The following is a 20,340-nucleotide window of genomic DNA, read 5'->3' as shown; positions in this document are numbered from 1 at the left end:
CGCGCTGCCGCCTCACCAATGTCCTTCCGCGCCGGCCCCAGGCCACCATAACAAAAACCCCCAGTTGCAAAACCGGAAAATAGGCCAAAGCACCGCTTTGTGTTTACGCAGCGTCATCAAGCACATATACGCCGAAAGCCGCGATGGACTCAGGCGCCAGGCTGTGGTTGCGTCGTGATTGCCGGAGGAGGCAAACGGCCAGGGAGGAAGTGCGGACCGTGTTAGGCTGGTTCGTCGTCATCATCGCGATCGCCTATGTGACGCTGCTTTTCGCCATCGCCAGCGTCGGCGACCGGCGTGCGGCTACTATCGGCCTGGGCCGGGCACGGCCTTTCATCTATGCGCTCAGCCTTGCCATCTACTGCACGTCCTGGACCTTTTTCGGCTCGGTCGGCCTGTCCTCCGAGCGCGGTCTTGAATTCCTCGGCATCTATACCGGCCCGGTGCTGGTCTTCGTGTTCGGCTTCCCGCTGCTCAGCCGCATGATCCGGCTGGCAAAAAGCGAGAAGATCACCTCGATCGCCGACTTCCTCGGCGCCCGCTACGGCAAGAGCTTCACCGTCGCGGCGATCGCGACGCTGATCGCGACCATCGGCGCGGTGCCCTATATCGCGCTGCAGCTGAAGGCGATCTCGGGCTCCGTCAGCCTGATGGTCGAGCACTATACCGGCTCTCCGCCCTCCTTCGATCCGTTCGTCAGCGATATCTCGCTCGTAGTGGCGATGCTTTTGGCGCTGTTCGCGGTGCTGTTCGGCACCCGCCATGCCGACGCCACGGAACATCAGGACGGCCTGGTGCTCGCGGTGGCGGTCGAGACCGTGGTCAAGCTCGCCGCCTTTCTCGCCATCGGCCTGATGGTGACGTTCCTGATCTTCGGCGGGCCCGGCGACATGTTCGCCAAGCTCGCCGGAAACGGCCAGGTGCGCCAGGCCATGAGCTACAGCACCTCTTTGGCCACCTGGCTGGTGCTGACCGGCCTGAGCGGCTTTGCCGTGCTGATGCTGCCGCGACAGTTCTACGTCACCATCGTCGAGAACCGCAGCGAGGCGGAGTTGCGCACAGCGACCTGGGTGTTCCCGCTCTATCTGGTGGCGATCAACCTCTTCGTGCTGCCGATCGCCTTTGCCGGCCTGTCGCTGGTCGGCGCCAGGACCAGCAGCGACCTTTACGTGCTGTCGCTGCCGCTGCTCAGCGGGCATGACCTGCTGGCGATGGCCGCCTTTGTCGGCGGCCTGTCGGCGGCGACCGCCATGGTGATCGTCGAGAGCGTCGCGCTGTCGATCATGATCTCCAACGATCTCGTCATCCCGCTGTTCGTGCGACGCGTGCTCAAGACCAGTTCCTCGGAGAACGAGGACTGGTCGACGCTCATCCTCAATGTGCGCCGCGCCTCGATCTTCATCATGCTGTTCATCGCCTTCCTCTATTATCGCGAGAGCACCAACAGCGCGCGGCTGTCCTCGATCGGCCTGATGTCTTTTGCCGCGATCGCCCAATTCTCGCCCGCGCTGATCGGCGGCCTGATCTGGCGCCGCGCCAATGGCCGGGGCGCCGCGCTCGGCATGGTCGCCGGCATCGCCGTCTGGGGCTACACGCTGCTGCTCCCCTCGCTCGTCGGTCCCGCTTCCGACATCGTGGCCCACGGCCTGTTCGGCTTCGAGGCGCTGAGGCCGCAGGCGCTGTTCGGCACCGTCGGCGAGCCGCTGAACCATGGCGTGCTGTGGAGCCTCTCGGTCAACGCGCTGTTTTTTGTCCTCGGCTCCCTCTCCCGCGCATCCGTGCCGCTGGAGCGCATCCAGGCGGCGATCTTCGTGCCGCGCGAGGCCGGCCCGATGCCGAGCCTCAGACGCTTCCGCACTGCCGTTACCGTCAACGACCTGAAGGATACGATCTCGCGCTATCTCGGCGTCGAGCGCACGGAGCGCTCGTTCCAATCCTTCGAAAGGGACGCGAAAGTCTCCCTGCACGGTACCGAACAGGCCAGCATGGATGTCATCCGCTTCTCGGAGCAACTGCTGGCAAGCGCCGTCGGCTCTTCCTCGGCGCGGCTGATCCTGTCGCTGCTCTTCCGCCGCAACGACCGCGACTCCAAGGATGCCTTCAAGCTGCTCGACGACGCCACCGAGGCGTTGCAGCACAATCGCGACTTGCTTCAGATCGCGCTCGACCAGATGGAGCAAGGCATCACCGTCTTCGATCGCGATTTCCGGTTGATCTGCTGGAACCGGCAATACCGGCTGCTGTTCGACCTGCCGGACGAGATGGGCCAGGTCGGCGTCTCGCTCGACCGGATCCTGCGCCATCTCGCCGAGCGCGGCGACATTCCCGCCGACCAGCGTGTGACGATGCTCAACCGGCTGACCAGCTTCGCCGGCCCGTGGCAGATGGAGCTGAGGACCAGCGGCCGCATCCTTGAGCTGCGCTCCAACCCGATGCCCGATGGCGGCATCGTCGCCACCTATGCCGACATTTCCGGCCGCGTCGAACAGGACCTGGCGCTGAAGCGGGCCAACGAATCGCTGGAGCAGCGGGTCAAGACCCGCACCATCGAGCTCACCCGCGTCAACGAGGAGCTGGCGCAGGCGCAGATGCTGGCCGAGGAGGCCAATCTCGGCAAGACGCGCTTCCTCGCCGCCGCCGGCCACGACATCCTGCAGCCGCTCAATGCCGCCCGGCTCTATTGCTCGTCGCTGATCGAGAAGGCCGGCAAGGGACCGGCCGGCAAGGCGGCGATCAACATCGAATCCTCGCTGGAATCGGTCGAGACCATCCTCGGCGCGGTGCTCGACATCTCGCGGCTCGACGCTGGCGCCATGAAGCCCGACAACGCCGCCTTCAATCTCGGCGGACTGCTCGGCCAGATCGGCAATGATTTCCGCCCGCTTGCCGCTGAGAAGAAGCTCGAACTCACGATCATCCCATCCTCGCTCGGCGTCATGACCGACCGCAACCTGCTGCGCCGGCTGATCCAGAACCTCGTTTCCAACGCCATCAAATACACGCGCCAGGGCCGCATCCTGGTTGGAGTGCGGCGACGCGGCGAACTGGCCGAGATCCAGGTGATCGACACCGGCATCGGCATTGCCGGCGACAAGCTCAACACGGTCTTCCACGAGTTCACGCGCCTCGACGAGGGCGTGCGCGAGGCCGAAGGCCTTGGCCTGGGGCTCTCCATCGTCGACCGTATCGCCAGGGTGCTGAGGCTCGAGATCCGCATCTACTCCAACCCCGGCAGGGGCACGCGTTTTTCCGTCATCCTGCCGGTCGCGGCGGTCGCCGCGCCGCCGCGCGAGGCCGGCAAGGCGCCGGCCCGCTCCGCCTCGACGCTTGCCGGGCTCAATGTGCTGTGCATCGACAATGACCCGCGCATCCTCGACGGCATGCGGCTGCTGCTCGAAGGCTGGGGATGCCATGTCGAGACGGCTTCGGGATCAGGCGATCTCTTGAAGCCCGGCGCGCCGAAGCCGGACCTGGTGCTTGCCGACTATCATCTTGACAGCGGCACCGGGCTCGATGCGATCGCCACATTGCGCGCCGCCTACGGACGGGACCTTGCCTGCGTGCTGGTCACCGCCGACCGCTCCAGCGAGGTGCGCGCGGCTGCCGACCGGCTCGACATTCCGCTCATCAACAAGCCGCTGAAGCCGGCGGTGCTGCGCTCGATGATGGCGCGCGTCAGACCGTTGGCGCCGGCGGCGGAATGATCAGCCAACCGGCTGCAGCGGGTCGCCGCCGATCTTCGAAAGCTGGATGACGGCCTGGGTGCGGCTGTCGACGCCGAGCTTCTGCAGGATGGCCGAGACATGCGCCTTGATGGTGGCTTCGGAAACGCCGAGCTCATAGGCGATCTGCTTGTTGAGCAGGCCCTCCGCCAGCATGCCGAGCACCCGCGTCTGCTGTGGCGTCAGCGCCTGCAGCCGCTTGATCAGGTCGGAGATTTCCGGATCGCGCTCGACGCCCAGCTCAACGCCGGTGGGCGCGGCGATATCGCCGGCAAGCACCGCCTGCACGGCGCCGCGTATCTCTTCCATGCTCGCCGATTTGGAGATGAAGCCGGAAGCGCCGAGATCGAGCGCGCGGCGGATGGTGACGGGATCGTCATGCGCCGATACCACCACCATCGGCACCGCCGGATGGATGCCGCGCAGCGCGATCAGGCCGGACAGGCCGCTGGCGCCCGGCATCGACAGGTCGAGCAGCACCATGTCGACATCCTCGTTGGCGAGCACCAGCGCCTTGGCGCTTTCGAAATCGCCGGCCTCATGGATGGCGGCAACGTCGCCGATGCCGGCCAGCGCCTCCTTCAGCGCGCCGCGAAAAAGCGGATGGTCGTCGGCAATGACGAAAGTGTGGCCCGACGGCAAATATTCCTCCCCCGATCCCATCATCATTGTGTGCTTCTTGCGGGGACCGGACCGATTATGCGGCGACGCGGCGCGTTTTCAAGCGGCAAAGGCCGCGCGCGGGGTTTTCCCCCAGGACGGATCGGCCACGCGCCCGGTTCAGGTCTTCTGATTTAGCTTGGTGCCGCCGTCGCTATCGTCCTTGTCCATGTCCTTGACGATGTCCTTGAAGGTCCGGAAGAACTGCTCCATGTAGCCGAGCGACTTGTTGAAATCCTCCTGACTGGGCAGGTTGGATTCCAGCCGGGCGGAGAGCGAATTCTCGAGCTTGGCGACACGCGCGTCGAGCGCCTTGACCGAATTGTCCAGCCGGTCGATCTCGTCCTGGTAGGCGGCGCGCTCGTCGGCGGCCATCTTGCAGACGAGCTGGCCGGAGCGCTCCTCGCAGATCGACATGGCGCCGGTTCGGGTGTCCATGCGGACATAACCGTCGGCGGACTTCTCCAAGCGGTAGTGGTCGGTCTCCTCGGAATAGGCGGAAGCGGCAACCAGCGAGCAAAGCGCCGCGGGGATCAGGATGTGCTGCAGACGCATGTTGTTCCTCCATGAGCCAGTGAAGGCGCCATATCACAGGTTTGCGCCGGAAATGGGGAAGAGTCGAGCTTGAGCCTTCCCCCTACCTTCGGTTCGGATTATAGCGCGACAATGTCTCAGATTATCTACAAGATCGCGCCCGAGGCGCTTTGGCGCGAAGCCGAGAGGAACGGGCGCTTCACCGGCGCGCCGATCGACATCGCCGACGGCTTCATCCATTTCTCCACCGCCGGCCAGGTGCGCGAGACGGCGGCCAAGCATTTCGCCGGACAGACGGACCTGCTGCTGATCGCCATCGACGGGACCAAACTGGGCGAGGCGCTGAAATACGAGGTGTCGCGCGGCGGTGCCTTGTTCCCGCATCTCTACGCCGCGCTCGCTCTCGATGCCGTTCTCTGGGTGAAACCGCTGCCGCACGGCGCCGGTGGCCACGAATTCCCGGCGCTGGAGGGCGAATGAGCGTGCTCGACCGGATCGGCCAGAAACTGCTTTTCTCCTTCGATCCGGAAACCGCTCACGGCCTGTCGATCGCGGCGCTGCGCTGCGGGCTTCCGGTCGGGGGGACGACGCCGCGCGACGCGCGGCTCAAGCTGAGCCTTTGCGGCCTCGATTTCCCGAACCCGCTCGGCATGGCCGCCGGCTACGACAAGAACGCCGAAGTGCCGGACGCGCTGCTGGGGCTTGGCTTCGGCTTTGCCGAGGTCGGGACCATCACGCCGCTGCCGCAACCCGGCAATCCGAAGCCACGCATCTTCCGGCTGACGGCGGACGAGGCGGTGATCAACCGGCTGGGCTTCAACAATGAAGGCCACGCGGCGGCCGAAAAACGGCTTGCGGCGCGCAAGGGGCGACCGGGGATCGTCGGCGTCAACATCGGCGCCAACAAGGACAGCGCCGACCGCATCGCCGACTACGAGCGCGGCGTCGCCCGCTTCGCGCCCTATGCGAGCTATCTGACGGTCAACATCTCCTCGCCCAACACGCCAGGCCTGCGCAACATGCAGGCGCGCGAGCAGCTCGGCGAATTGCTGTCGCGGGTGATGGCCGCGCGTGCGGCCGCGTCGGCGCAACCGCCGGTTTTCCTCAAGATCGCGCCGGATCTCGTCGAGGCGGAACTCGAAGACATCGCCGCCGAGGTGAGCGAGAAAAAGATCGACGGCGTCATCGTCTCCAACACGACGCTGGCGCGGACCGGGTTGCGGAGCGCGACCGTGGCCGGTGAAGCCGGCGGCCTTTCGGGCAAGCCGCTGTTCGGGCGTTCCACCGCTGTGCTGGCCCGCATGCGCAAGCTGCTCGGACCCGACATGGCCATTATCGGTGTCGGCGGCGTCGATTCCACCGAGGCTGCATTGGAAAAGATCCGCGCCGGCGCCGACCTCGTCCAGCTCTACACCGGCATGATCTATGCCGGACCGGCGCTGCCGGGGCGCATCGTTGCCGGCATGGCGCGCTTTGCGGAGAGGGAACACCTCAAATCCATCGGAGAGCTGCGCGACACCGGCTGCGCAAGCTGGTCCGAACGACTCTGAGAATTCCCACCAATCAGGAGGGCAAACGATGGCCGAAATTCTGGACTCCGTCGTGGACTCGATCGGTGGAACGCCATTGGTCCGGCTCGACAGGCTGACGGCGCAGGCGGGCGTCGACGGCGCAATCCTGGCCAAGCTGGAATATCTCAATCCGGGCTTTTCCAAGAAGGACCGTGCGGCACTTGGAATAATCGAGGAGGCCGAGAGATCCGGCGCCATCAAGCCGGGTCAAACGGTGGTCGAGCTTACCTCCGGAAACATGGGCACGGGGCTCGCCATCATTTGCGCCGTCAGGGGTTACCCCTTCGTCGCGGTGATGTCGAAGGGCAACTCCGAAGAGCGTGCACGCATGATGACGGCGCTCGGCGCGGAAGTCATCCTCGTGGACCAGCTGCCGGGGTCGGTGCCGGGGCAGGTCTCGGGTGGTGACCTGGCGCTCGTCGAGCAGGCCGCCAAAGCGGTTGCGGCGGAACGTGGCGCGTACCGCGCCGACCAGTTCCATCGCGACGGCAACTGGCTTGCGCATTATCACGGAACCGGACCGGAAATCTGGGACGCCAGCCATGGCGCCATCGATGCATTCGTCGACTTCATCGGCTCGGGCGGCACATATGCCGGGGTGGCAAGGGCGCTGAAGGAACGCAACCCTCTGATCAAGTGCTTCATCGTCGAGCCCGAGGGCGCCGCGGCAGCCGCGGGAGAGACGGTCACCCAGCCCGAACATCCCATTCAAGGCGGCGGCTACGCCATGCCGGACCTGGCATTCCTGAACAACGCGCCCGTCGATGGTTATCTTCAGATTTCCGGCGATGAAGCACGCGAGGCCACGCGCCTGCTCGCGCGCAGCGAAGGTATCTTCGGCGGCTTCTCCTCGGGAGCGAATGTGGCCGCCGCGCTGTGTCTCCTGCGCGGCGATCAATCAGGCAAGACGATCGCTGTTGTGATTTGCGATTCCGGCCTGAAGTACCTCTCGACCGATCTCTGGGGCCGAGAAACGCTGGCGCCCAGCCGAAGCTGAACAATCGGCCCTAAAATGCCGTGCGCACCCTGAGCCTCAGCACCGCAAGCAAACTCGCTCCCCGCACCAGCAGGAAGACATGCAGCGACGCCCATAGGCCGTTGTTGCCGAAGGCCGGCGCCAGGGTGATGAGCGCGGCGCTGAAGACGAGGAACGACAACAGCATCATGTTACGCATGTCGCGCGACCAGGTAGCGCCGATGAAGACGCCGTCCATCTGGAAGGCCAGCACGCCACTCAGCGCCGTGAAGGCCGCCCAGGGCAGATAGGTGTCAGCGACCGCGCGGACTTCTGGAGACGTCGTCACCAGTGCCACCAGACTGGTGCCGGCGGTCAACAGGATGAGCGTGGCGATGCCGGCGAGACAAAAACCCCAGATCAGCGTCAGCCGGACGGCCTGCCGGAACGGGCCCGGCGCATGCGCGCCGATGGCGCGACCGGCCAGTTGCTCCGCGGCGGTGGCGAAACCGTCGAGGAAATAGCCGGCGATGAGGAAGAAGTTCATCAGCACGGCGTTGGCGGCGAGCGTCACGGTGCCGAATTGCGCGCCCTGCCTGGTGAACAGCGCGAAGGCGGCAAGCAGCGAGAAGGAGCGGATCATGATGTCGCGGTTGAGCGACAGCATGCGCCGGTAGGCCGGGAGGTCGAGGATGCGGCGGCGTGACGGCCGCTCGAGCTTGCGGAAACGGTTGAGCACGATGGCAAGGCCAAGCAGCATGGCCAGGAACTCGCCGGTGACGGTCGCCCAGGCGACGCCGGCAACGCCCCAGCCAAGCTCGAGGCCGAGCAGGAAGCAGAGCGCGATGTTGATGCCGTTGAGCACGGCCTGCAGCATCAGCCCGAGCCCGCCCTCGCCGCGCCCCAGCACGTAGCCCAGTATGGCGTAGTTGATGAGCGAGAAGGGCGCTGCCAGCAGCCTGATGCGGATATAGACCGACATCGCCGCGCTGACGCGCGGCTCGGCGCCCATGAACCATTGGCCGGCGACGGCAAAGAGCGGCGAAAGAGCGGCAAGTATGACGCCCGCGACGACCGCGATCAGCACGGCGCGCCACAGCACTGCCTGTTCCTCCAGCGGATCGCCGCGCCCGAATGCCTGGGCGACGAGGCCGGTGGTGCCGGAGCGCAGGAAGTTGAAGGTGGTGAAGACGACGTCGAAGACCAGCGATCCCGCCGCCAGGCCGCCAAGCAAGGCCGCGTCGCCGAACTGGCCGACCACCGCCGTGTCGACGATGCCGAGCAGCGGCGTCGTCAGATAGGCAAGCGTCATCGGCACGGCGATCGCGAGCACCGAGCGGTTGGTGACGGCGAAGGATCTGGCGCTGGCTTGGGTTGCGTCCATTGCTGCCTGGCTGATTGCGGCTTGATCGAGAACCCGATGTGCCTCAGTTTGCCGGCGCCACGCAACCACCATCCGCCGAACTGCCAACCGAATTTTCTGCTGGTCTTACGCATTCCGGACGGAAAACGTTTCACACTTTTCCTGGAATGCTCAGAGCTGGCGCAGGCCTCCCGATCCATGCCGCTGCAGATCGTCCATCACCCCGACTATGACGCCGGCTTCGCCGTCAACCACCGCTTTCCGATGAGCAAATATCCGCTTTTGATGGAGGCCTTGCATATGCGCGGGCTGGCCGCACCGGGCGCGCTCTCGATGCCGGAACCGGCGCCGGCCGCACGGCTGAAGCTCGCGCACGCGGCCGAGTATGTCGACCAGGTAATCGCCTGCCAGGTGCCGGAGACAATAGAGCGCGAGATCGGCTTTCCGGTCGGTCCGCGCGTGTCGCTGAGGGCGCAGCTTGCCACCGCGGGCACGGTGCTGGCCGCCAGGCTGGCGCTGAGACACGGCATCGCCTGCAACGCGGCTGGCGGCAGCCATCATGCCAGGCGCGCGCAAGGCGCCGGCTTCTGCACCTTCAATGATGTCGCCGTCGCCTCGCTGGCGCTGCTGGCCGAAGGCGCCGTCGAAAATGTGCTGGTTGTCGACCTCGACGTGCATCAAGGCGACGGCACGGCCGACATCCTGAAGGACGAGCCTCGCGCCTTCACCTTTTCCATGCATGGCGAGCGCAATTACCCGGTGCGCAAGATCGCCTCAGACCTCGACGTCGCCTTGCCGGACGGCACCGGCGACGGCGCTTATCTCGAGCGGCTCGCCGCCATCCTGCCGGACCTATCCCGGCAAAGGCGCTGGGACCTCGTCTTCTACAATGCCGGCGTGGATGTCCATGCCGAGGACAGGCTGGGCCGGCTGGCACTAAGCGACGATGGCCTCAGCGCCCGCGAAGACATGGTCATCGGCCATTTCCGTGAACAGGGCATGCCGTTTTGCGGCGTCATCGGCGGCGGCTACTCGACCGACGTACCGGCGCTGGCCGCACGGCACGCCATCCTGTTCGAGGTCGCCTCCCGATATGCGTGATGCTACGCCCAGCTATTTCCTGTAGCTGGCGATCCTGAGCAGGATGAACACCGGCACCACGATCGCCGCGCCGAGCACGATATAGCCCAGGAAGCGGTCGATGGCGTGGAAGCCGAGATTCCACAGATCGACGAAGAACTGGCGGATGCCATAGAAGACGTCCATCGGCGACCAGCCGAAGGCATGCATGACGAGGCCGACGAGGAAGGAGACTACCAGCAGCTTCAGGAACACCCTGAGCGGCGTGTCGCCAAGAAAGCGCGTCAGTGCGGACAAGGCCATTCTCCGATTCGAGCCGCCCGATTCGGCAGCGTGGCCCAGAAATACGCATTCGCTTGTCCGCCATCAAGCGGCGCTGCTGGAGGTCAAGGGGGTGCCTTCATTGGCAGCACTGCTTTGCCGATTGCTTGCAGCCCGGGCCTCATGTTAACGAGGTGGCCGACGCGGGTATGATGTAATGGTAGCTTGTCAGCTTCCCAAGCTGAACGCGCGGGTTCGATTCCCGCTACCCGCTCCACCTTGCGGCGCAAGGATTTGAGTCAGACCTCACCAAGGGACCAAATTGCGCGACCGATTCGGATCGCCTGCCGGCCATCGCGGGGCGGAATTGCATCGGATCGACCCTCAGGCCGAGCAGTTTGCGCGAGGGTGAATTTGGCTGTTTGTAAAGCGAGCGTTGGGGTCTTGCACACCCATGCAAGACCCCAGTCAGCGATTCACCCGGCAGGCCCGGGTACATGGTCGCTATCGACCTAGATCAGGATGATCATGCTCTAGAGCCGGAAGCCGATCCAGACGCGGCGACGCCAGCAGCGGACATGACGCCGGCCATAGCGCCAGTAGCGGCGGCAGACCCGTCTCCAAACGCGGCGACGGCGGCGGCGGTAGTACCGGTCACGGTAATACCGACGGCGGTAATACTGAGCTGGCTGCAGCAGATCGGCCTGGTCATCCTCCTCGTAGATGGCCGGATCCGGCTTGTCCAATTCATCGAGAATCCCGTTGCCTTTGGGGATGCCGGCAACCGCCTTGGCTGGTCCGGCCAGGCTTGCAAGCGCTGCCGCCCCCGCAACCCCAAGCATTCCAGTCAGAAACAACCGACGTTCCATCGAAACCTCCCGAGCTGTTGAGCATCGGCAGCCTTCCCTCACCCGCAACGGGCTCCAGCGAGCGGCCGATCGGTTTGAACGCACAAGTAGCATTCTCGTTCCATTACCCCACTTCGCGCAGGATGAAGTCGTGCAGCATTTTGGCGGCGGGCGAGAGCACGCGATTCTTGACCGTGATCAGGCTGTAGGGCCGGACCTCGATGTCGAACTCGGTCTGCACGACATCGATGGCGCCGGCCAGCCCGTCGCCGCCCTGGATGAACTTGGCGACCTGGATCGAGACCGGCGCGATGGCGTCGGACTGCGCCACCATCACCAAGGTGAGCAACAGCGAAGAGGTGTTGAGTATGCGGTCGGGCAGCGGAATGTCGCGGTTCAAGAAGTTGCTTTCCATGGCCTGGCGAAGCGGCGAGCCGCCGGACTGGAACACCCAGTCATAGCCCGCCGTCTCCTCCAGCCGCACCATCCGGCCGCTCGCTAAGGGGTGGCCGCGGCGCACGATGAGGCAGGCCTTCTCGACGCCGATGACGCGCGATTCGAAGAGCCGCGGATTGAGGTCGTCGGGGATGCGGGCGATGATGAAGTCGTGACGCGACGCGATCAGCTCGCGGGCAAGCACGTTCGAGGTCTCGACCTGCATGGTGATCTCGATGCGCGGATAGATGCGGCGGATCTCACGGATCGCCGGCACGGCCAATTCGATCGCCGGCGCCGTCACCGCGCCGAGGAAGACCGAGCCGCCCTTGCCGGCCTTGAGCTCGGAAATCTCTCGGTCGGCCTCCCGCATCTCGAGCAAAATGGAGCGGGCACGGCGGGCGAGCGCCTGGCCAAAAGGGGTCAGCGTCACGCCGCGCGGCAGCCGTTCGCACAACTTCACGTCGAGCACCGCCTCCATCTCGGCGATCATGCGCGAGGCGGCCGGCTGGGAGATGTTCATGACCTGGGCGGCGGCGCTCACCCGTCCGTGATCGTCCAGGGCGGTGATCATGCGCATATGGCGAAGACTGAGGCCGCTGCGCAGCAGCGTCTCGCCATCTCCCGGCAACTTCTCGTAACTCCCTGAAATCGCATCGGGATCGCGCAATGCCGCCATGGTTTTCGGTCTCTTGTCCGGGTTCTATCAGCTCCTTAAGCTATATCAGTTTCGATATAGCAACCAGCAAAGATCGCATTTGACAGTTATGTCAAAGGGACCCACCCTTCGCGCGTTCCGAGGCGCAACGGTCGGCAACGAGCAAATTCGTATCGATTTAAACTGCGCCGCGGGGCCGATTGGGAGGATACCGGAGATCGATAAAGCCGACAGTGGCGCGCCAGCGCACCTGTTCGGTTGCGCGGCCCGCGAAGCCCCGAGGTGTCGCGTCCATCAACCAGGGAGAGTAATCGTGAAGATCATCAAGACGCTGGCCGCCGTCGCGGCCCTTGGCATCGCCGCCATGACCTATTCGGCGCATGCCGCCGACAAGGGTCTCGTCGGCGTGCTGATGCCGACCAAGACCTCGCAGCGCTGGATCAACGACGGCGACGCCGTCAAGTCCCAGCTCGAAGCGCTCGGCTACACCGTCGACCTGCAGTATGCGCAGGACGATATCCCGAACCAGCTCAGCCAGCTGGAAAACGAAATCACCAAGGGCCCGAAGGCGCTGATCATCGCTTCGATCGACGGCACCACCATGGCCGACGCGCTGCAGAAGGCCAATGACGCAGGCGTCGTCGTCGTCGCCTACGACCGCCTGATCAAGAAGACGGGCAATGTCGACTACTACACCACCTTCGACAATTTCGGCGTCGGCGTCATCCAGGCGAACTCGCTGGTCAAGGGCCTCAAGGAGCGTTTCCCGAACACCAAGCCGTGGAACGTCGAGCTGTTCGGCGGCTCGCCGGACGACAACAACGCCTTCTTCTTCTACAACGGCGCCATGTCGGTCCTGCAGCCGCTGATCGATGACGGCTCGATCAAGATCAAGTCCGGCCAGACGGGCATGGACAAGGTCGGCACGCTGCGCTGGCTCGCCGCCACCGCCCAGGCGCGCATGGACAACCTGCTTTCGGCCAACTATTCGGACGGCAGCCGCGTCGATGGCGTTCTGTCGCCCTATGACGGCCTGTCGCGCGGCATCACCGCCTCGCTGCGCGCCGTCGGCTACGGCACGGAAGCGCAGCCCTGGCCGATCGTGACCGGCCAGGACGCCGAAACCGCCTCGGTCAAGCTGATCATCTCGGGCGAGCAGTATTCGACCGTGTTCAAGGACACCCGCGAACTGGCCAAGGCCACCGTGCAGCTGGTCGACAAGGTGCTCTCCGGCGGCAAGCCGGACGGCCTCGACGAAAAGACCTACAACAACGACGTCAAGGTCGTTCCCTCGATCCTGTTGACGCCGCATGAGGTCGACAAGTCGAACTATCAGGCGCAGGTCGTCGACTCCGGCTACATCAAGGCCGACGAGCTGAAGTAATCCAGCCTCGAAGGGAGGGGTCCTGCGCAACGCAGGGCCCCTTTTCGTTCAGAGCCGACCCCGGTATTGTTTTTGCCGGCTTCTGCAGCGTCACGCGCCGATCCGCAACGCGAAGCCGCCGCAGCATGTTGATTTTGCGCACAGGCCTTTCCACGATCGATGCCGATTTGGGAGCCGTGCGCCAGGGAGCAGATCCTGATGGCCTCGACGATTTTGGAGATGCGCGACATCACCAAGACGTTTCCCGGCGTGAAGGCGTTGTCGAACGTCAATCTCAGCGTCGAGGAAGGTGAGATCCACGCCATCGTCGGCGAGAACGGCGCCGGCAAGTCGACGCTGATGAAGGTGCTGTCGGGCGTCTATCCGTCCGGCACCTATGACGGACAGATCATCTTCCGCGGCCAGGAATGCAATTTCAAAGGCATTCACGACAGCGAGCATATCGGCATCGTCATCATCCACCAGGAGCTTGCCCTGGTGCCGATGCTGTCGATCGCGGAAAACATCTTCCTCGGCAACGAGCACGCCAGCTACGGCGTCATCGACTGGGACGCCAACGAGACGCGCACCAGCGCGCTGCTCAAGAAGGTCGGCCTCAAGGAAGACCCCAAGACGCTGATCACCGACATCGGCGTCGGCAAGCAGCAGCTGGTCGAGATCGCCAAGGCGCTGAGCAAGGAAGTGAAGCTTCTGATCCTCGACGAGCCGACGGCGTCGCTCAGCGAAAAGGACAGCCAGGCGCTGCTCGACCTCCTGCTCGAGTTCAAGCGCCAGGGCATGACCTCGATCCTGATCTCGCACAAGCTCAACGAGGTGAACCGCGTCGCCGACAAGGTGACGGTGATCCGCGACGGGCGCACCATCGAGACCCTGCCGAGGAAGGACATTTCGGAAGACCGCATCATCACCTCGATGGTCGGCCGCTCGCTCGACGACCGCTACCCGCCGCGTGAGCCGAAGATCGGCGAGGTCATCTTCGAGGTCAAGGACTGGTCGGTCTACCACCCGATCCATGCCGAGCGGCAGGTGATCAAGAACATCAATATCAATGTGCGCAAGGGCGAGGTTGTCGGCATCGCCGGGCTGATGGGCGCCGGCCGTACCGAATTCGCTATGAGCCTGTTCGGCCGCACCTACGGACGGCGCATCAGCGGCGAGGTGCTGCTCAGGGGCAAGCCGCTCGATCTTTCGACAGTGAGCAAGGCGGTGGAGAACCGCATCGCCTATGTCACCGAGGACCGCAAGACCTACGGCCTCAACCTCATCGACCACATCAAGCACAATGTGACTTTGGCCAATCTGGGCGGCGTTTCCAGCCGCGGCGTCATCGACGACATGCGCGAGATGAGCGTCGCCAACGACTATCGCAAGAAGACCAACATCCGCGCCTCCAGCGTCTACCAGCTCACCGGCAACCTCTCGGGCGGCAACCAGCAGAAGGTGGTGCTGTCCAAATGGCTGTTCGCCGATCCGGAGGTTTTGATCATGGACGAGCCGACCCGCGGCATTGACGTCGGCGCGAAGTACGAAATCTATACGATCATCGCGCGCCTCGCCGCCGAGGGCAAAGCGATCATCGTCATCTCGTCGGAAATGCCTGAACTGCTCGGTATCTCCGACCGCATCTATGTCATGAATGAAGGGCGTATCGTCGGCGAAATGGCGGCAAGCGACGCAAGCCAGGAAAAAATCATGCGCGCCATCGTTCGCGGAGAAGGAAAAGCATCATGAGCACAGACAGCGCTCCCGCGCCGCAAAGCGGCGTCGCCGAAGACGTCAAGCAGGGACAGCGCGTCGCCGTCTCGGCGTTGACGACGAATCTGCGCGAATACGGCCTGATCATCGCGCTGATCGTCATCATGCTGTTCTTCCAGTACACGACGTCGGGAACGCTGTTCAAACCGGTCAACCTCAGCAATCTGGTGCAGCAGAACTCGTTCATCATCGTGATGGCGCTGGGCATGCTCCTGGTCATCGTCTCCGGCTATATCGATCTCAGCGTGGGATCGGTCGCCGGTTTCATCGGCGCGCTCGCCGCGATGATGATGGTGATCTGGCCGCTCGGGATATTCTCGAATCCGCTGGTGGTTTCGATCATCTGCCTGATCGTCGGCGGTCTCATAGGCGCGGCGCAAGGCTACTGGATCGCCTATCACCGGATACCGAGCTTCATCGTGACATTGGCGGGCATGCTCATCTTCCGCGGCATCTGCCAGGCGCTGCTTGGCGGCGGCTCCTCGGTCGGTCCGCTGCCGCCCGACTTCAAGGCGCTGAGCTCGGGCTTCATCCCGGACGTGATCGGCCCGCTGACGCTGATCCCGCCGACGGTGAATGCCGCCGGCAAGACCATCGTCGGCAGCGGCTTGACGCTGCACATGACGACGATCGTGCTGGGTCTGGTCGCGGTGCTCGCCTACGCCTATTTCGGCTTCAGGACGCGGCGCAAGCGCGAGCGGCATGGCTACGAGGCGGAGCCCTTCCCGCTGTTCGTCGTCAAGACGCTGGTCGGCAGCGCGCTGGCGCTGTTCCTGGTCTTCCAGTTCGCGAGCTACAGGGGCCTGCCGGTCGTGCTGCTGGTGATGGGCGTGCTGATCTCGTTGTTCGTCTTCGTCACCAAGCGCATGACCATCGGCCGCCGCATCTACGCCATGGGCGGCAACGCCAAGGCGGCGCAGCTTTCGGGCATCAACACCGAGAGGCTGACGCTGCTGGTCTTCATCAACATGGGCGTGCTTTCGGCGCTCGGCGGCCTGATCATCGCGGCCCGTCTCGGCCAGGCCGTGCCGGCAGCGGGTCTCGGCAGCGAGCTCGACGTCATCGCGGCCGTCTTCATCGGCGGCGCCTCGGCGATGGGCGGCGTCGGACAGGTGATCGGCGCCGTGGTCGGCGGCTTCATCATGGGCGTGATGAACAACGGCATGTCGATCATGGGCGTCAATGTCGACTGGCAGCAGGTGGTGAAAGGCCTGGTGCTGCTCGGCGCGGTGATCTTCGACGTCTACAACAAGAACAAGGCCTGAAGGCCGGAAGCGGATTTAAGGAGGCATACGGGTTTCAGATCGCGAAGCTGCCGGCAACCCGTCGGCGCCAAGAGTCCAGCAAGGACCAGGCTCGCGAACGCAATCCGGACGAAGCGTTTCAACCGTGGCGGGGATTGCTCCGCGCCGCGCCAGTCAAGGCTTGCCCGCGGGCGGCCGGCAAAATGAGAGAGGATTTCAACATGCTGATCTCCCAGATCCTCGACGACGCCGAGACGATCCGCGTCGTCGCCCGCAACGGCGGCGGCAAGACCAGGATCATCAACGGCGCGCGCAGCGTCTATTCGCTGGCGATGGAGGCCGCGCGCACCGGCACCGGGCTCGAAGCGCTGATCGAGCGCAAGGGCTATGGCGAGACGGTCGATCTCGATGCCGCCTACAAGAGGGGCAGGCTGGTGTCGCCGATCAACCACCCCGATCCCGCGCATCTGCATCTCACCGGCACCGGCCTGACGCATCTCGGCTCCGCGGCGACGCGCGATTCCATGCACAAGAAGCTCAGCGAGGGCGGCGAGGAGGAGCTCACCGATTCCATGAAGATGTTCCGCATGGGGCTGGAAGGCGGCAAGCCGGCCAAAGGACAGGTCGGCGTGCAGCCGGAATGGTTCTACAAAGGCAACGGCACGATGGCGGTGGCCCCCGGCGCGCCCCTGATGTCGCCGGCCTTTGCGCAGGACGGCGGCGAGGAGCCGGAGATCGCCGGCATCTATGTGATCGGCGACGACGGCGCGCCGTTCCGGGTCGGCTTCACGCTGTCGAACGAGTTTTCCGACCACGTGACGGAGCGGGTGAACTACCTGTTCCTCGCCCATTCCAAGCTACGCAACGCCTCGTTCGGCCCCGAGATCCTGATCGGCGGCTTGCCCGCCGACATCAGGGGCGCCTCGCGCATCTGGCGCGACGGCAAGCTTTTGTGGGAAAAGCCGTTCCTGTCCGGCGAAGCGAACATGTCGCACACCATCGCCAATCTCGAGCACCATCATTTCAAATATTCGGCCTTCCGCCAGCCGGGCGACGTGCATGTGCATATGTTCGGCACGGCGACGCTGTCCTTCGCCGATGGCATCAGGACCGAGGCCGGCGATACGTTCGAGATCGAAGCGCAGGATTTCGGCCTGCCGCTGCGCAACCCGCTGGAGATCGAGAAGCCGGTCAAGGTGGCGGTGAAGGCGCTGTGAGAGCGTGATCTCCCCCAAGGGGGAGATCAGCAGCTCAGACCTTAGCGCGCGGCGCGAAAATGCTTGGAGAGCTTCAGGCCCTGCGCCTGGTAGTTCGAGCCGAGATCGGTACCGTAAAGAGCCTGCGGGCGCTGCAGCATGTGCTCGTAGACGAGACGGCCGACGATCTGGCCGTGGTCGAGGATGAACGGCACCTCGTGGCTGCGCACTTCCAGCACCGCCCGGCTGCCGCTGCCGCCGGCGGCGGAATGGCCGAAGCCCGGATCGAAGAAGCCGGCATAGTGGACGCGGAACTCGCCGACCAGCGGATCGAAGGGCGTCATCTCGGCGGCGTAGAGCGGCGGCACGTGCACCGCTTCGCGCGAGACTAGGATGTAGAATTCGTCGGGGTCGAGCACGAGTTCGCCGGCGCCGCTCTTGTAGATCGGCTCCCAGAAATCGACGACATCCTGCGCGGCGCGCTTGTCGACATCGACCAGGCCGGTGTGGTGCTTGCCGCGATAGCCGACAAGGCCGTCCTTGTCGCCGTCGAGGTCGATGGAGAGCGCGATGCCACCGCCTGAAATATTGGGCGGCTCGGTGGCGACCAGCATCTCGGCGCGGTGAAGGTCGCGCAGCTCGCTCTCCGAAAGCACCGCGTTGCCGGTGCGGAAACGGATCTGCGACAGCCGCGAGCCGGCCCGCACGACGATCGGGAAGGTGCGCGGGCTGACTTCGAGATAGAGCGGCCCGTGATAGCCGGCGGCGATCTTGTCGAACTCGTGGCCGCGATCGGTCATCACCCGGGTGAAGATGTCGAGCCGCCCGGTCGAGCTCTTGGGATTGGCGGAAGCGGACACATTCGAGGGCAGCGCCAAGCTTTCGAGCAGCGGCACGATGTAGACGCAACCCGTCTCCAGCACCGCGCCCTCGGCGAGGCTGAATTCATGCAACTTCAGCCGCTCGAGCTTGTCGGCTACCCGATGATCGGGACCGGGCAGGAAGGAGGCGCGCACGCGGAAGGCCGTGTCGCCGAGCCTCAGGTCAAGGCTGGCCGGCTGGATCTGGTTGGTGTCCAGCGCGCGCGGCGACTTCAGCGCACCGGACTGGAACAGCGCGGAAATATCCTGGTCGGGAAGAATGCCTGTCTGCCGCAAAGTCTTACTCCGCTCTGCTGGTACAAACCTCTTAATGAAGCCGGCAATTGACGCAAGCGCGGCGCGGGTCTAAAGGGTCGTTATCCCGTGGTGATTTGGCCGGTCGGCTTGCAGCCACGTTAAACAAGTCGCTAAAGGACCGTCGAGCCGCAAGGCTATATGGACCGGTTGCGACTTCGCGGCCGGTTTTTTTGTGTCTGGAAGCAGGGCTATGAGCACCAAGAAGCGCAACTGGAAACCTCAGACGGCACTCGTGCATGGCGGAACGCTGCGTTCCGGCTTCGGCGAGACATCCGAGGCGATGTATCTCACCCAGGGCTATGTCTACGAGACGGCGCAAGCCGCGGAAGCCCGCTTCAAGGGCGAGGAGCCCGGTTTCATCTATTCGCGTTACGCCAACCCGACGGTCGACATGTTCGAAAAGCGCATGTGCGCGCTCGAAGGCGCCGAGGATGCCCGCGCCACCGCTTCCGGCATGGCGGCCGTCTCAGCCGCGTTGCTGTGCAGCGCCAAGGCCGGCGACCATATCGTGGCGGCGCGCGCCCTGTTCGGCTCCTGCCGCTGGGTGGTCGAGACGCTGGCGCCGCGCTACGGCATCCAGGCGACGCTGGTCGACGGCACCGACATCGCCAATTGGGAAAAGGCGATAAGGGCGAACACCAAGCTGTTCTTCCTCGAAAGCCCGACCAATCCGACGCTGGAAGTGGTCGACATCGCCGCGGTTGCCAAGCTCGCCAATTCGATCGGCGCGCGCGTGATCGTCGACAATGTCTTCGCCACGCCGCTGCAGCAGAAGCCGCTGCAGCTCGGCGCCCATATTGTCGTCTATTCGGCGACCAAGCACATAGACGGCCAGGGCCGCTGCCTCGGCGGCGTCATCCTGTCCGACAAGAAATGGATCGACGAGAACCTGCACGACTATTTCCGCCACACCGGTCCCAGCCTGTCGCCCTTCAACGCCTGGACGCTGTTGAAAGGCCTGGAGACGCTGCCGCTGCGCGTGCGCCAGCAGACCGAAAGCGCCGGCAAGATCGCGGATTTCCTCGCCGGCCGATCGGAGATCGCCCGCGTCATCTATCCGGGCCGGGCCGACCACCCGCAGGCGGATGTCGTCAAGAAGCAGATGTCGGGCGGCTCGACGCTGATCTGCCTCGACGTCAAGGGCGGCAAGCAGGCGGCCTTCGCCTTTCAGAACGCGCTCGACATCGTGCTGATCTCGAACAATCTCGGCGACGCCAAGAGCCTGATCACCCATCCGGCGACGACGACGCACAAGAACCTGAGCGACGACGCGCGGGCCGAACTCGGCATAGGACCCGGCACGCTCAGGCTCTCCGTCGGTCTGGAGGACGCCGACGACCTGCTGGAGGACATCCAGCAGGCGCTGAAGGCGGCCAAATAAGACCTGCAGCGGCGACCGTCGCTACACAGGATTTTAAAGCGCGTCGCGCTGAAGCGGATTCAGGCGACGCGCTTTTAAGCCTTTGTTTTCATGCATGTCGTTATCGCAAAACCGC

The 20,340-nt window shown here is 64.5% G+C and carries 17 protein-coding genes, 1 tRNA gene and 1 riboswitch; of the genes, 11 read left to right on the top strand and 7 right to left on the bottom strand.

Features of this window, described 5'->3' with window-relative positions; all coding sequences use genetic code 11:
* Positions 1-218: 218 nt before the first annotated feature.
* Positions 219-3,704: a PAS-domain containing protein gene (locus tag FJW07_RS02590; RefSeq protein WP_181182534.1), complete on the top strand. Its 3,486-nt coding sequence runs from the start codon at positions 219-221 to the stop codon at positions 3,702-3,704.
* Here the strand turns inward: FJW07_RS02590 and FJW07_RS02585 are convergent, their stop codons facing one another.
* Together FJW07_RS02585 and FJW07_RS02580 are read right to left on the bottom strand one after the other, a co-directional pair.
* Complete coding sequence (locus FJW07_RS02585; protein WP_140854427.1) at positions 3,705-4,364, bottom strand: response regulator transcription factor; 660 nt, start codon at positions 4,362-4,364, stop codon at positions 3,705-3,707.
* A gap of 138 nt (positions 4,365-4,502) precedes the next feature.
* On the bottom strand, positions 4,503-4,937 hold the full coding sequence (locus tag FJW07_RS02580; protein ID WP_140854236.1) for a hypothetical protein: 435 nt from the start codon (positions 4,935-4,937) through the stop codon (positions 4,503-4,505).
* A 111-nt stretch (positions 4,938-5,048) separates the two neighbouring features.
* Here FJW07_RS02580 and FJW07_RS02575 point away from each other — a divergent pair, with 111 nt between their 5' ends.
* From FJW07_RS02575 to FJW07_RS02565, 3 genes are read left to right on the top strand one after another with little or no spacing between them, the layout of a single operon-like run.
* Positions 5,049-5,396 carry a DUF952 domain-containing protein gene (locus FJW07_RS02575; RefSeq protein WP_140854234.1) on the top strand — a complete coding sequence of 116 codons (348 nt, stop codon included), beginning with the start codon at positions 5,049-5,051 and terminating at the stop codon, positions 5,394-5,396.
* Positions 5,393-6,466, top strand: a complete 1,074-nt coding sequence (locus FJW07_RS02570; protein WP_140854232.1) for a quinone-dependent dihydroorotate dehydrogenase — start codon at positions 5,393-5,395, stop codon at positions 6,464-6,466. Before FJW07_RS02575 ends, FJW07_RS02570 begins: the two co-directional genes overlap by 4 nt.
* 28 nt (positions 6,467-6,494) lie before the next feature.
* Positions 6,495-7,484 (top strand): cysteine synthase family protein, encoded by a 990-nt coding sequence (locus FJW07_RS02565; protein WP_140854230.1) that lies wholly within the window; start codon positions 6,495-6,497, stop codon positions 7,482-7,484.
* 10 nt (positions 7,485-7,494) lie between these two features.
* Here FJW07_RS02565 and FJW07_RS02560 read toward each other — a convergent pair whose 3' ends face one another.
* A complete protein-coding gene (locus FJW07_RS02560; RefSeq protein ID WP_140854228.1) occupies positions 7,495-8,826 on the bottom strand; it encodes an MATE family efflux transporter in 1,332 nt (443 codons plus the stop codon).
* Between the two features lie 177 nt (positions 8,827-9,003).
* Here FJW07_RS02560 and FJW07_RS02555 point away from each other — a divergent pair, with 177 nt between their 5' ends.
* The gene (locus tag FJW07_RS02555) at positions 9,004-9,906 is read left to right on the top strand and encodes a histone deacetylase (RefSeq protein ID WP_140854226.1); all 903 of its coding nucleotides are present in this window, start codon (positions 9,004-9,006) and stop codon (positions 9,904-9,906) included.
* 12 nt (positions 9,907-9,918) lie between these two features.
* On the opposite strand, the gene FJW07_RS02550 is transcribed toward FJW07_RS02555, so the two are convergent.
* The gene (locus FJW07_RS02550; RefSeq protein WP_181182533.1) at positions 9,919-10,188 is read right to left on the bottom strand and encodes a DUF6460 domain-containing protein; all 270 of its coding nucleotides are present in this window, start codon (positions 10,186-10,188) and stop codon (positions 9,919-9,921) included.
* A 161-nt stretch (positions 10,189-10,349) separates the two neighbouring features.
* Here FJW07_RS02550 and FJW07_RS02545 point away from each other — a divergent pair.
* A tRNA-Gly gene (locus tag FJW07_RS02545) sits at positions 10,350-10,423 on the top strand.
* Between the two features lie 256 nt (positions 10,424-10,679).
* On the opposite strand, the gene FJW07_RS02540 is transcribed toward FJW07_RS02545, so the two are convergent.
* Both FJW07_RS02540 and FJW07_RS02535 read right to left on the bottom strand, forming a co-directional pair.
* The gene (locus tag FJW07_RS02540; protein WP_140647383.1) at positions 10,680-11,015 is read right to left on the bottom strand and encodes a protamine-2 (modular protein); all 336 of its coding nucleotides are present in this window, start codon (positions 11,013-11,015) and stop codon (positions 10,680-10,682) included.
* 103 nt (positions 11,016-11,118) lie between these two features.
* Positions 11,119-12,108: a LysR substrate-binding domain-containing protein gene (locus FJW07_RS02535; RefSeq protein WP_140659390.1), complete on the bottom strand. Its 990-nt coding sequence runs from the start codon at positions 12,106-12,108 to the stop codon at positions 11,119-11,121.
* Positions 12,109-12,400: 292 nt separating this feature from the next.
* On the opposite strand from FJW07_RS02535, the gene chvE reads away from it, so the two are divergent.
* The 4 genes from chvE to araD1 all read left to right on the top strand — a co-directional run bounded on the left by chvE (position 12,401) and on the right by araD1 (position 17,687).
* On the top strand, positions 12,401-13,471 hold the full coding sequence (gene chvE / locus FJW07_RS02530) for a multiple monosaccharide ABC transporter substrate-binding protein (RefSeq protein WP_140647381.1): 1,071 nt from the start codon (positions 12,401-12,403) through the stop codon (positions 13,469-13,471).
* A gap of 198 nt (positions 13,472-13,669) precedes the next feature.
* Complete coding sequence (mmsA, locus tag FJW07_RS02525) at positions 13,670-15,202, top strand: multiple monosaccharide ABC transporter ATP-binding protein (RefSeq protein ID WP_140706321.1); 1,533 nt, start codon at positions 13,670-13,672, stop codon at positions 15,200-15,202.
* Entirely contained in the window at positions 15,199-16,491 is a 1,293-nt protein-coding gene (gene mmsB, locus FJW07_RS02520; RefSeq protein ID WP_140647379.1) for a multiple monosaccharide ABC transporter permease, read from the top strand. The genes mmsA and mmsB overlap by 4 nt, the downstream gene beginning before the upstream one ends.
* A 200-nt stretch (positions 16,492-16,691) precedes the next feature.
* Positions 16,692-17,687 carry an AraD1 family protein gene (araD1, locus tag FJW07_RS02515; RefSeq protein ID WP_140854222.1) on the top strand — a complete coding sequence of 332 codons (996 nt, stop codon included), beginning with the start codon at positions 16,692-16,694 and terminating at the stop codon, positions 17,685-17,687.
* A gap of 41 nt (positions 17,688-17,728) precedes the next feature.
* Here the strand turns inward: araD1 and FJW07_RS02510 are convergent, their stop codons facing one another.
* Entirely contained in the window at positions 17,729-18,823 is a 1,095-nt protein-coding gene (locus FJW07_RS02510; RefSeq protein WP_140647377.1) for a 2'-deoxycytidine 5'-triphosphate deaminase, read from the bottom strand.
* Positions 18,824-18,900: 77 nt separating this feature from the next.
* Positions 18,901-18,978, top strand: a riboswitch (SAM riboswitch).
* Between the two features lie 56 nt (positions 18,979-19,034).
* On the opposite strand from FJW07_RS02510, the gene FJW07_RS02505 reads away from it, so the two are divergent.
* Complete coding sequence (locus FJW07_RS02505) at positions 19,035-20,225, top strand: O-succinylhomoserine sulfhydrylase (protein ID WP_140854220.1); 1,191 nt, start codon at positions 19,035-19,037, stop codon at positions 20,223-20,225.
* Positions 20,226-20,340 lie beyond the last annotated feature (115 nt).

Origin of the sequence: Mesorhizobium sp. B3-1-9, assembly GCF_006439595.1 — a bacterium.
GTDB lineage: Bacteria > Pseudomonadota > Alphaproteobacteria > Rhizobiales > Rhizobiaceae > Mesorhizobium.
The sequence above is the reverse complement of the archived record's forward strand: the minus strand, read 5'-3'. Positions and strand labels throughout refer to the sequence as shown.